The organism is Mycobacterium sp. (assembly GCF_032162105.1).
Classification (GTDB): Bacteria; Actinomycetota; Actinomycetes; order Mycobacteriales; family Mycobacteriaceae; genus Mycobacterium.
The window spans coordinates 1-10,660 of record NZ_JAVRPS010000406.1 but is presented as its reverse complement, the minus strand read 5'-3'; the positions used below and the strand labels follow the sequence as shown (position 1 = coordinate 10,660).

Below are 10,660 nucleotides of genomic sequence, written 5' to 3'. Positions count from 1 at the left end.
TCCTCGTCCACCGACATCGACAGCACGTCGTGCACCATCGCGATGGACGACACCCGCCGCACCGACTCGATCAGCGCCTCGCGTCCCTCTGGATTGTTGGTGCGGCGGGCCTGCAGCCGCAGCAGCGCGGCCACCGTCTGCAGGTTGTTCTTCACCCGGTGGTGGATCTCACGGATCGTCGCATCCTTGGACAGCAGCGCGCGGTCGCGCCGTTTCACCTCGGTGACGTCGCGAATCAGCACGGCCGCGCCGGTGGCGGTCCCGTTCGCCACCAACGGCAGCGTCCGCAGCAGGACGGCGGCACCGCCCGCGTCGACCTCCATCCGCATGCTGGATCCGCCGGCCAGCGAGTCGCGGACGTGGTTGGCCAGTTCCTGCGCCTCGAACGGATCGGAGATGAGGGGGCGCGTCACCGTGACCAGGTTGTGGCCCTCGAGTTCGGCGGCCAGACCCATCCGGTGATAGGCCGAGATCGCGTTCGGGCTGGCGAACACCACGCCGCCCGCGACGTCGAGGCGAATGAAGCCGTCACCCACCCGGGGACTCGACCGCGACATCGCCAGATCCCCCACATTGGGAAACGTGCCCTCGGACAGCATGCGCAGCAGGCCGCGGGCGCAGTCCAGATACGCCCGCTCCAACGGGCTGGCCTTGCGCCGGTCGGCAAGCGCCGTCTGGTGAGTCAGGACCGCGACCACCTGGTCGGCGTGGCGGACCGGGACGGCCTCGACGTTGAGCCATACGCCGTCGTGCGAATCCCCTTGCCCTGCATCGCTTTCCCGACCGATGTGGCCGGATCTGAACGCCGCGGTCACGACCGGCATGTCGTCGCCCGTGTTGAGGGTGCCGACCGCGTCGGCCAGCAGTACGGACGGTGCGGTGTTGGGCCGGATCTGGGCGACGCACGCTAGATTGCCGTCGTCGCGCAGTACCCACATCAGGTAGTCGGCGAAGGACAGATCGGCCAGCAACTGCCACTCGCCCACCACCGCATGTAAATGATCGACGGCGTTGCCGGGCAGGACGGTGTGCTCGGCGAGCAGGTCACCGAGTGTCGACACGAGAGATTTCCAGGGTGGGCCGGCGGACGGTCTAGCTGATGACGGCGATGAGGTCGCCCGCCTGAATGACGTCGCCGACGGCGACCTTGACCTCGGTGACCGTGCCCGCCGCCTCGGCCAGCACCGGAATCTCCATCTTCATCGACTCCAGCAGGACGACGGTGTCACCCGCGCCGATCTGATCGCCCTCGCTCACCACGACCTCCAGCACACTGGCCACGATCTCCGCGCGAACGTCCTCGGCCATCTTCACTCCACTCATATTTCTCCAGCCGCCGGGGGTTCGGGCGACCGTGGCACACCTAAGCACTGCTGCGCGTCCATCGAACCACGAGATCGCGTTTGTAACCGCACACCTAGGTCATGAGACACTAGGGACAAGCAACCTGACCTACTGGAGGATCATCATGGCCAAGCGTGGCCGGAAGAAGCGCGACCGCAAGCACTCGAAGGCGAACCACGGCAAGCGCCCCAACTGCGGTTCGAAGGCAGTCAAGTAGCAGTCCGCTAGCCGCGGGTGATCGTGGTGCGGCTGATCTGGATGCGCAGCCGCTGACGAAGTGCGTCCGGCACCTTGTCCCCGCTGCACTTGACGGCGATCAGTCGCTTCACCCGCTCCTCGACGCCATACTGGCGCAGGCACCCGGGGCACTCCTCGAGATGATGACGCAGCTTGTCACGCGTCTCGATGGTGCATTCGCCGTCGAGCAGCGTCCATACCTCCGCGATCACCGCTGCACACTCGGGATGCTCGGGGTCGACGGGACCGACCGGCGGGCGGAAGTCGTGATCCTCGGGACGGGAGAAGTCGTCGCTCATGACGACACCCCCTCCGGCGCGTCGAGCGGCTGATTTCGCAGGAAACCGCGATCACGCGCAACGTCGGCCAAAAGTCCGCGCAGCTGCTTGCGTCCGCGGTGCAACCGGGACATCACCGTGCCAATCGGGGTATCCATGATCTCTGCGATCTCCTTGTACGGGAATCCTTCGACGTCGGCGTAGTACACCGCCATCCGGAATTCCTCCGGCAGCGCCTGCAGCGCCGCCTTGATCTCGGTGTCGGGCAGCGCCTCCATGGCCTCCACCTCGGCTGATCGCAATCCGGTGGACGAATGCTCGGCATTCGCCGCGAGCTGCCAGTCGGTGATCTCCTCGGTCGGATACTCCGCAGGCTGACGTTGCTTCTTGCGATAGCTGTTGATGTAGGTGTTGGTCAGGATCCGGTACAGCCACGCCTTGAGGTTGGTGCCCTCACGGAACGACCGGAAGCCGGCGTAGGCCTTTACCATGGTTTCCTGCAGGAGGTCCTCGGCATCTGCCGGATTGCGGGTCATCCGCAGGGCGCCACCGTAGAGCTGATCGAGCAGCGGAATCGCGTCACGCTCGAAGCGAGCGGTCAGCTCGGCGTCCGTCTCCTCCGGCGCGGCGGGCAACAACCCGTCGACGTCTGTCATATGAGTCAACACCGTCCCCTCAATAGCGGCCCCAACGAATGGGTCAGGCACGTCCACCGGACGTTCCAGGCAAGCCGTTTGCACCACGGTCTCCTTCCAATCTTAGAGGTAGCCACCGACGAGTTCGTCTTACTGTGCTGACTGCCTGGCATAACGGCATCGCCGTGCCCGGTTGTTCCCACTTGCTGCGCACTAGGGTGGGCCGGTGGCCAGCGCAGCGACCCCCGCCATCGGCGCGCTGCTGGCGGCGGGGGTGCCGCACGAGGTGTTGCGGTTCCACCACGACCCGCGCGCGGGGTCCTTCGGCGAGGAAGCCGCCGACGAACTCGCCGTCACCGCCGGAGTCGAACCGGAACAGGTCTTCAAGACGCTGGTGGTCGCGGTGCCCGGCGGACTCGCGGTGGCGGTGCTTCCTGTGCCGTTCAAGTTGTCACTGAAGGCCGCGGCCGCCGCACTCGGCGTGGCGAAGGCGACCATGGCCGACCGGGCCGCCGCGGAGCGGTCCACGGGCTACGTGATCGGCGGTATCTCGCCGCTCGCACAGCGCAAGCGGTTGCCTACGGTGGTCGACGACTCCGCACTGAAATGGGACCGGGTGCTGTGCAGCGCAGGCAAGCGGGGCTGGGACGTGGCGCTGGCACCACGTGATCTCGTGCGCCTCACCGAAGCCGTTACCGCAGACATTCGTGCATCGTTAGGGTGAGCGAATGTCGCTCTCCGGGAAGACCATGTTCATCTCTGGCGCCAGCCGCGGTATCGGACTGGCCATCGCCAAGCGCGCCGCCGCCGACGGCGCCAACGTCGCGCTGATCGCCAAGACGGCCGAGCCGCACCCCAAGCTGAAAGGCACCGTCTACACCGCGGCCAAGGAGATCGAGGAGGCCGGCGGGCAGGCCCTGCCGATCGTCGGCGACATCCGCGACGGCGACTCGGTGGCGGGTGCCGTCGCGCAGACCGTCGAACGGTTCGGGGGCATCGACATCTGCGTCAACAACGCCTCGGCGATCAACCTCGGCTCGATCACCGAGGTGCCACTCAAGCGCTTCGACCTGATGAACGGCATCCAGGTCCGCGGCACCTATACCGTTTCGCAGGCCTGCATCCCCCACATGTTGGGCCGCGAGAACCCGCACATCCTCACGTTGTCGCCGCCGATCAGGCTGGAGTCCGAGTGGTTGAAGCCGACCGCGTACATGATGGCCAAGTTCGGCATGACGCTGTGCGGGCTGGGCATCGCCGAGGAACTGCGCGCCGAGGGCATCGCGTCCAACACCCTGTGGCCGCGCACGCTGGTCGCGACCGCCGCGGTGCAGAACCTGCTCGGCGGTGACGAGGCCATGGGACGGGCGCGCAAGCCCTCGGTCTACGCCGACGCTGCCTACGTGATCCTCAACAAGCCGTCCCGCGAGTACACGGGCCAGAGCCTGTTGTGCGAGGACGTGTTGCTGGCATCCGGGGTCGCCGACCTGTCCGTCTACGACTGCGTGCCGGGCTCGGAGCTTGGCGTCGACCTGTGGGTCGACACCCCGAACCCGCCGGGGTACACCCAGCCCTAGAGCAGCGTCGCCTGCTCGGCCTCCGGCTCGGCGGGCTCGATGACTTCGGGGCCGTTGTTGCGGACGCTGTTGACCAGCCGCGACACCTCCCGGATCTCGATCCGATCCAGGTCACCGTGGCCGCGCAGCAGGCCCTCGTCGATCGGCGCGTCCGGATCCAGCCAGCGGTCCCAGTCGCGTTCGCTGATGGTGAGCGGCATCCGGTCGTGGATCTCGGCCAGCGGGCCCGCCGCGTCCGTGGTGATGATGGTGCAGCTCAGCAACGGCGGCGCGTCCTTCGGAGCATCCTTGGGTCGCCAGGTGGACCACAACCCGGCCATGAACAGCAGCTCACCGTCGCCGCCGTACATGTAGAACGGCGTCTTGGGAGCCTTCTTGCCTGCCGCGGTCTCGCCGTTGGGCCGCCACTCGTACCACCCGTCCATGGGGACCAAGCACCGCTTGCCCTTGGCGGAGCTGCGGAACGCCGGTGACGTGGTCAGTTTCTCGGAACGGGCGTTGATCAGCAGCGGGCCCTTGGTGTCCGGTGCGCCGTCCTCGCCGGTCTTGACCCACGGCGGGACCAGGCCCCAGCGCATCGACCGCACCCGGCGCGTCGAATCGTCGTCCGGCTCGGCGTGGCGCTTGACCACGGTGCTGATGGTGGTGGTCGGGGCGACGTTGTAGTTGGCGGAGGGCGGGTCCTTCTCCCCCGATGCCGCCGCCGTGCTTTCGTCGAGCGCCTTGATCTTCTCGGCGAGCAAGGCTGGATCGGTGGTCACCGCGAATCGCCCACACATGCCTTCCATGGTGGCAGACAACGCCGACAGGGCAGGATGGATGGCGATGGATCCCCTCGATACCTGGCCGGCGCCGGTGGCCGCGGACCCCGTGCGTGCGACCGTGGCCGTGCCCGGGTCGAAGTCGCAGACCAACCGGGCATTGGTGCTGGCCGCGTTGGCGACCCCACAGGGCAGCTCGACTGTCGGCGGCGCGCTGCGCAGCCGTGACACCGACCTCATGATCGGAGCGCTGCAGACGCTGGGCGTTTCCCTCGACGGCTCCGGCACCGAACTGTCGGTCGGCGGCGCCATCGACCCCGCGCCGGGCGCGAGCATCGACTGCGGGCTGGCGGGCACCGTGCTGCGCTTCGTCCCGCCGGTCGCCGCGTTGGGAACCGAGGTCGTCACGTTCGACGGCGACGAGCAGGCCCGATCCAGGCCCATCGCGCCCCTGCTCGACGCCTTGCGCACCCTCGGCGTGGCGCTGGACGGCGACCGGCTGCCGTTCCGCGTGCACGGCAGCGGGCCCGTGGCGGGCGGCACCGTCGAGATCGACGCCTCCGCCTCGTCACAGTTCGTATCCGGGCTGCTGCTGTCCGGCGCCACGTTCGCGGCCGGGCTGACCGTGATCCACACCGGCGAGTCGGTGCCCTCGGCGCCGCACGTCGCGATGACGGTGTCGATGCTGCGTGACGCGGGCATCGACGTCGACGACTCCCAGGGCAACCGGTGGCGCGTCCCGCCGGGCCCGGTTGCGGTGCGGCACTGGGCCATCGAGCCCGACCTGTCCAATGCCGTGCCGTTCCTGGCCGCGGCGATCGTCACCGGCGGAGCGGTGCGGGTGCCGGGCTGGCCACGGATCAGCGTGCAACCCGCCGACGCCATCACCGAGTTGCTCGAGAAGATCGGTGCCGTTGTCCGGCATGCGGATTCGTACCTCGAGGTAGCCGGACCCGAAAGCTTCGACGGCTTCGACGCCGACCTGCACGACGTCGGCGAGCTGGCCCCGTCCGTCGCGGCGATCGCCGCGCTGGCCGAGCCAGGGTCGGTGTCCAGGTTGAGCGGCATCGCCCATCTGCGGGGCCACGAAACCGATCGGCTGGCCGCGCTGACCGCGGAGATCAACCGACTGGGCGGCCAGTGCGAGGAGTCCGAGGACGGGTTGGTGATCACGGCGCGGCCGCTGCACGGCGGTGTCTGGCTCTCGTATGCCGACCATCGGATGGCGACGGCCGGTGCCATCATCGGGCTACGGGTGGTCGGCGTCGCGGTCGAGGACATCGCCACCACCGCCAAGACCCTGCCCGACTTTCCGCGGATGTGGGCAGACATGGTGACCGGGCAGGTGCCCGAAATCCCTTGAAACCGTACGACTACGACGAGTCCGACGTCCGGGTGCGCGCCGGTCGGGGCTCACGGCCGCGGACCAAGACCCGGCCCGGACACGCCGACGCCCAAGACGCCATGGTGGTCACCGTCGACCGCGGCCGGTGGGGCTGCGCGCTCGGTGGTGACCCCGACCGTGTCGTCACCGCCATGCGGGCGCGGGAGCTCGGCCGGACCCCGATCGTCGTCGGCGACGAGGTGGGGATCGTCGGAGACGTGTCCAGCAGGCCCGACGCCCTGGCCCGCATCGTTCGGCGAAGTGAACGCCGAACGGTATTGCGCCGCACCGCTGATGACGACGATCCCACCGAACGGGTGGTGGTCGCCAACGCCGACCAGTTGTTGATCGTGGTCGCGCTGGCCGATCCTCCGCCGCGGACCGGGTTCGTCGAGCGGTCGCTGATCGCCGCGTACGCCGGCGGGCTGACGCCGATCCTGTGCCTGACGAAGACCGACCTTGCGCCGCCCGAGCCGTTCGCGGCCCAGTTCGCCGGGCTGGACCTGACCGTGGTGACCGCCGGGCGCGACGCCCCGTTGAACGTCATCACCGACCTGCTCGCCGGCAAGTCGACGGTGCTGCTCGGCCACTCAGGTGTCGGGAAGTCGACACTGGTGAATCGCATTCTGCCGCTGGCACATCGGGCGACCGGCGTGGTGTCTGGCGTCGGCAAGGGCAAGCACACGTCGTCGCAGTCGGTGGCGCTGCCCTTGTCGGGGTCGGAGGCGGACTCGGGTTGGATCATCGACACCCCGGGGGTGCGGTCGTTCGGTCTGGCCCACGTCGCACCCGATGACGTGATGCTGGCCTTCTCCGATCTGGCCGAGGCCATCAAGGACTGCCCGCGCGGGTGCGGCCATCTCGGCCCGCCCGCCGACCCGGAATGTGCGCTGGACTCGCTGACCGGTCCTGCGGCCGACCGGGTGATTGCCGCCCGACGGTTGTTGGCGGCCATGGCGGAGGGCTCAGGGTGGACTTCCTGACGCGCACCCGCGACGGGTATGACGCGACCGCGTCGGCCTACGCGGCGCACTTCGACGGCCACCTCGACGGCAAGCCGATCGAGCGCGCAATGCTCGTCGCCTTCGCCGGCCTGGTGCTCGCGACGGGTAACCGCGCCGTCGCCGACGTCGGCTGCGGCACCGACGTCACGACGGCGATGCTGATTGCCCGCAAGAGCTGATTTCCGTTTCCGTGGGGGCCCACCTTGCTCGTTAACCTGTCTAATGATTAAATGCGCTAAGCAATGGCGGCGACCGCGGAGGCGTGCATGGAACGGACACACGACGACACCTGGGACCTGGCGACCAGCGTGGGAGCCACCGCCACCATGGTGGCGGCGGGCCGGGCCCGCGCGACCAGGGCCGCCCAGCCCCTGATCGACGACCCGTTCGCCGAACCACTGGTACGTGCCGTCGGCATCGACTTCTTCACGCGGTGGGCCACCGGCGAACTCGCGGCCGCCGACGTCGACCTCCCCGGTACGCCGTGGGGGATGCAGCCGATGACCGACCTGCTGGCGGCGCGGACCCGCTTCTTCGACGCCTTCCTCACCGCGCTGAGCGAGCTCGGCATCCGGCAGGTGGTGATCCTGGCGTCGGGGCTCGACGCTCGGGGATATCGCCTGATGTGGCCGTCCGACACCGTGATCTACGAGATCGACCAGCCGGACGTGCTCTCGTTCAAGGCCGCAACGCTGGCAGAGCTGAACGCGACACCCACCGCCGACGTCCGTACCGTGCCGGTCGACCTCCGCCACGACTGGCCCACCGCCCTGCGCGAGGCCGGCTTCGATAAGGGGCGCCCATCGGCCTGGATCGCCGAAGGCCTGCTGCCGTTCCTGCCCGCCGACGCTCAGGATCGACTGCTCGACGACGTCTCCTCGCTCAGCGCCCCCGGCAGCGGACTCGCGTCGGAAGTGGCCGTGATCGCCGCCGACGACCGGCCGCTCGACAACCTGACCGCCATCACCCAACGCTGGCGCGACAACGGATTCGACGTCGAACTCGGCGACCTGGGCTACCCGGGGCCGCGCCACGACGTCGCCGACTATCTGGACGCTCGCGGGTGGCGGTCGGTCCGCACTCCGCTGCAGGAGCTGTTCGCCGCCACGGGGCTGTCCCAGCTTCCGCAGGTCGACGGCGCGATGTCGCTCGGCGACAATTACTACTGCACATCGGTCAGAATCTGAGGGTGAGCGCCATCCCCTCCGCCGAACTGAACGACGGCGCACGCATTCCGCAGCTGGGGTTCGGCGTGTACAAGGTGGCGCCTGACGAGACGGCCGAGGCGGTGCGCACCGCTCTGGACCTCGGCTACCGCCACGTCGACACCGCCGCGATGTACGGGAACGAGGAGGGCGTCGGCCAGGGTATCCGTGACGCCGGCGTCGACCGCAGCGACGTATACGTCACCAGCAAGCTCAACAACGGATTTCACCAACCAGACGACGCGCGAAGGGCGTTCGACACCACCCTTGCCGCGCTGGGGTCGGACTACGTCGACCTGTATCTGATCCACTGGCCGTTGCCGACCCGCTACGACGGTGACTTCGTGTCGACGTGGCGAACGCTCGAGGAGTTCGCCGGGGACGGCCGGGCGCGCAGCATCGGGGTGTCCAACTTCCAGGTCGCCCATCTACAGCGATTGGCCGCCGCGACCGACACCGTTCCTGCGGTCAACCAGATCGAGGCGCACCCGTACTTCGCCAACAGGACCGTCCGCCGCTACGGCAAACGGCACGGCATCGTGACCGAGGCGTGGTCTCCGATCGCCCGCGGCGCGGTACTCGACGATCCGGTGGTGACGGGCATCGCCGAGGCAACGGGCCGGACCGCCGCGCAGGTGGTGCTGCGCTGGCACCTTCAGCGGGGCGACGTCGTGTTCCCGAAATCGGTTTCGCCGCAACGCATCGCAGAGAACTTCGCGCTGTTCGACTTCGAGCTGACACGCGCCGACATCGAGGCGATCACCGCACTGGACCGGGGTGAGGCGGGCCGGATCGGCCCCAACCCCGACACCTTCGATTTGATCCCCGACTGATCGGCGTGGTGCTAGGCCGCCAGGTCGGTTCGCCCGGCACGCTTCGCGGCGCGCTTGTCACGGCGCCACGCCCGCACCGTCGCGACCGCGGAGTTCAGGCCACGGCGGCGACCGGTCTCGGGATCCGTCGCGCCATAGCCCGGTCCGAGCTCGGAGAACATCCGCTCGCTGCGGGTCTCCGGAGCGTCGTCGCGGGTGTCGCGCAGGAACTTGTCCGGCAGCGACAGCTTGGCGATGGTGCGCCACGTCTTGCCGTACTGCACCGCGAATGAGCCGGTGGTGTAAGGCAAGTCGTATTTGTCGCAGACTTCCTTGACCCGCACCGCGATCTCGTGTAGCCGGTTGCTCGGCAAGTCCGGGTACAGGTGATGCTCGATCTGGTGGCACAGGTTGCCGCTCATGAACCGCAGCAACCAGCCACCCTCGAAGTTGGCACTACCCAGCATCTGCCGCAGATACCACTGACCCTTGGTCTCGCCGACCATGTCGGTCTTGGTGAACTTGTCTGCACCGTCCGGGAAGTGGCCGCAGAAGATCACGGCATTCGCCCAGACGTTGCGGATCACGTTGGCCACCGCGTTGGCCTTCATCGTCGACTTGAAGGTGGCGCCGGGTGACAGCGAGGTCACCGCAGGCCACACCACGTAGTCCTTGGCCACCTGGTGTCCGGCCTTGATGCCGAATTCCTTCACCCGCACCAAGGTGGCTGCCCGGTCGTCGCGGCCCTTGGAGATCTTGCCGAGTTCCAAGTGCTGCAACCCGACTCCCCATTCGAAGCCGATCGCAAGAAGCGTGTTGAACAGCAGGTTGCCGTAGAGATTGAACGGCTTCCAACGCTGATCGCGCGTGACTCGAATGACGCCGTAGCCCACGTCGTCGTCCATGCCGAGGATGTTGGTGTACTTGTGGTGCATGAAGTTGTGCGTGAACCGCCAGTGCTTGGAGGCACCGCTCATGTCCCACTCCCACGTCGAGGAGTGAATCTCGGGATCGTTCATCCAATCCCACTGGCCGTGCATGACGTTGTGGCCGATCTCCATGTTCTCGATGATCTTGGAGACGCCCAACGTCGCGGTGCCTGCCCACCATGCGGATCGGCGCGAGCTGGCGGCCAACATCAGGCGGCCTGCCACCTCGAGCGCTCGTTGCACGGCGATGGTGCGACGGATGTACCGCGCATCGCTTTCCCCGCGGGCGTCTTCGATGTCCTGGCGGATTGCATCGAGCTCTACGCCGAGATTCTCGATGTCGGCATCGGTGAGGTGCGTGAATGCCGGAACGTCAGTGATTGCCATCGTTTCAGCCTCCTTTCGTTACCTACGCTAGCGTAACCTACGTCAGCGTAGGTTACCAGCCAGTAAAGGTTAGACGTCCAGTACGCAGTCGCCAGACGCTGCGGAAA

The 10,660-nt window shown here is 67.9% G+C and carries 14 protein-coding genes; 8 read left to right on the top strand and 6 right to left on the bottom strand.

Annotated elements, in window-relative coordinates; genetic code table 11:
• Both pdtaS and QOC69_RS20890 read right to left on the bottom strand, forming a co-directional pair.
• Nucleotides 1–1,061, bottom strand: a 1,061-nt coding sequence (pdtaS, locus tag QOC69_RS20895) for a two-component system sensor histidine kinase PdtaS (RefSeq protein WP_526443104.1), incomplete at its 3' end; no start/stop codon positions are given.
• A gap of 31 nt (nt 1,062–1,092) precedes the next feature.
• Entirely contained in the window at nt 1,093–1,308 is a 216-nt protein-coding gene (locus tag QOC69_RS20890; protein ID WP_149374188.1) for a biotin/lipoyl-binding carrier protein, read from the bottom strand.
• Nucleotides 1,309–1,468: 160 nt separating this feature from the next.
• Here QOC69_RS20890 and QOC69_RS20885 point away from each other — a divergent pair, with 160 nt between their 5' ends.
• A complete protein-coding gene (locus QOC69_RS20885; RefSeq protein ID WP_369299093.1) occupies nt 1,469–1,561 on the top strand; it encodes a 50S ribosomal protein bL37 in 93 nt (30 codons plus the stop codon).
• A gap of 7 nt (nt 1,562–1,568) precedes the next feature.
• Here the strand turns inward: QOC69_RS20885 and rsrA are convergent, their stop codons facing one another.
• The gene (gene rsrA, locus QOC69_RS20880) at nt 1,569–1,880 is read right to left on the bottom strand and encodes a mycothiol system anti-sigma-R factor (RefSeq protein WP_526443101.1); all 312 of its coding nucleotides are present in this window, start codon (nt 1,878–1,880) and stop codon (nt 1,569–1,571) included.
• Complete coding sequence (locus tag QOC69_RS20875; protein WP_526443099.1) at nt 1,877–2,515, bottom strand: sigma-70 family RNA polymerase sigma factor; 639 nt, start codon at nt 2,513–2,515, stop codon at nt 1,877–1,879. The genes rsrA and QOC69_RS20875 overlap by 4 nt, the downstream gene beginning before the upstream one ends.
• A gap of 205 nt (nt 2,516–2,720) precedes the next feature.
• Between QOC69_RS20875 and QOC69_RS20870 the strand changes: the two genes are divergently transcribed.
• Both QOC69_RS20870 and QOC69_RS20865 read left to right on the top strand, forming a co-directional pair.
• Nucleotides 2,721–3,218: an aminoacyl-tRNA deacylase gene (locus QOC69_RS20870; RefSeq protein ID WP_526443097.1), complete on the top strand. Its 498-nt coding sequence runs from the start codon at nt 2,721–2,723 to the stop codon at nt 3,216–3,218.
• Between the two features lie 4 nt (nt 3,219–3,222).
• A complete protein-coding gene (locus QOC69_RS20865) occupies nt 3,223–4,071 on the top strand; it encodes an SDR family oxidoreductase (RefSeq protein WP_526443095.1) in 849 nt (282 codons plus the stop codon).
• Here QOC69_RS20865 and QOC69_RS20860 read toward each other — a convergent pair.
• Nucleotides 4,068–4,850, bottom strand: a complete 783-nt coding sequence (locus QOC69_RS20860) for an SOS response-associated peptidase (protein ID WP_526443093.1) — start codon at nt 4,848–4,850, stop codon at nt 4,068–4,070. The genes QOC69_RS20865 and QOC69_RS20860 overlap by 4 nt on opposite strands.
• 46 nt (nt 4,851–4,896) lie before the next feature.
• On the opposite strand from QOC69_RS20860, the gene aroA reads away from it, so the two are divergent.
• The 5 genes from aroA (at nt 4,897) to QOC69_RS20835 (ending at nt 9,258) form a co-directional block, all read left to right on the top strand.
• A complete protein-coding gene (gene aroA, locus QOC69_RS20855) occupies nt 4,897–6,195 on the top strand; it encodes a 3-phosphoshikimate 1-carboxyvinyltransferase (RefSeq protein ID WP_526443108.1) in 1,299 nt (432 codons plus the stop codon).
• Entirely contained in the window at nt 6,192–7,199 is a 1,008-nt protein-coding gene (rsgA, locus tag QOC69_RS20850; RefSeq protein ID WP_526443091.1) for a ribosome small subunit-dependent GTPase A, read from the top strand. Before aroA ends, rsgA begins: the two co-directional genes overlap by 4 nt.
• On the top strand, nt 7,187–7,399 hold the full coding sequence (locus tag QOC69_RS20845; protein WP_526443089.1) for a hypothetical protein: 213 nt from the start codon (nt 7,187–7,189) through the stop codon (nt 7,397–7,399). Before rsgA ends, QOC69_RS20845 begins: the two co-directional genes overlap by 13 nt.
• 87 nt (nt 7,400–7,486) lie before the next feature.
• Complete coding sequence (locus QOC69_RS20840; protein WP_526443087.1) at nt 7,487–8,407, top strand: SAM-dependent methyltransferase; 921 nt, start codon at nt 7,487–7,489, stop codon at nt 8,405–8,407.
• An 11-nt stretch (nt 8,408–8,418) separates the two neighbouring features.
• Nucleotides 8,419–9,258: an aldo/keto reductase gene (locus QOC69_RS20835; protein ID WP_526443106.1), complete on the top strand. Its 840-nt coding sequence runs from the start codon at nt 8,419–8,421 to the stop codon at nt 9,256–9,258.
• A gap of 11 nt (nt 9,259–9,269) precedes the next feature.
• Here QOC69_RS20835 and QOC69_RS20830 read toward each other — a convergent pair whose 3' ends face one another.
• The gene (locus QOC69_RS20830; protein WP_526443085.1) at nt 9,270–10,553 is read right to left on the bottom strand and encodes a fatty acid desaturase family protein; all 1,284 of its coding nucleotides are present in this window, start codon (nt 10,551–10,553) and stop codon (nt 9,270–9,272) included.
• Between the last annotated feature and the right edge of the window lie 107 nt (nt 10,554–10,660).

Excerpts from the sequence above, each read along its gene's own strand:
- QOC69_RS20890 (WP_149374188.1), bottom strand. The coding sequence starts at position 1,308 with ATGGCCGAGGACGTTCGCGCGGAGATCGTGGCCAGTGTGCTGGAGGTC.
- QOC69_RS20885 (WP_369299093.1), top strand. The coding sequence starts at position 1,469 with ATGGCCAAGCGTGGCCGGAAGAAGCGCGACCGCAAGCACTCGAAGGCG.
- rsrA (WP_526443101.1), bottom strand. The coding sequence starts at position 1,880 with ATGAGCGACGACTTCTCCCGTCCCGAGGATCACGACTTCCGCCCGCCG.
- QOC69_RS20875 (WP_526443099.1), bottom strand. The coding sequence starts at position 2,515 with ATGACAGACGTCGACGGGTTGTTGCCCGCCGCGCCGGAGGAGACGGAC.
- QOC69_RS20865 (WP_526443095.1), top strand. The coding sequence starts at position 3,223 with ATGTCGCTCTCCGGGAAGACCATGTTCATCTCTGGCGCCAGCCGCGGT.
- QOC69_RS20860 (WP_526443093.1), bottom strand. The coding sequence starts at position 4,850 with ATGTGTGGGCGATTCGCGGTGACCACCGATCCAGCCTTGCTCGCCGAG.
- aroA (WP_526443108.1), top strand. The coding sequence starts at position 4,897 with ATGGATCCCCTCGATACCTGGCCGGCGCCGGTGGCCGCGGACCCCGTG.
- QOC69_RS20840 (WP_526443087.1), top strand. The coding sequence starts at position 7,487 with ATGGAACGGACACACGACGACACCTGGGACCTGGCGACCAGCGTGGGA.
- QOC69_RS20830 (WP_526443085.1), bottom strand. The coding sequence starts at position 10,553 with ATGGCAATCACTGACGTTCCGGCATTCACGCACCTCACCGATGCCGAC.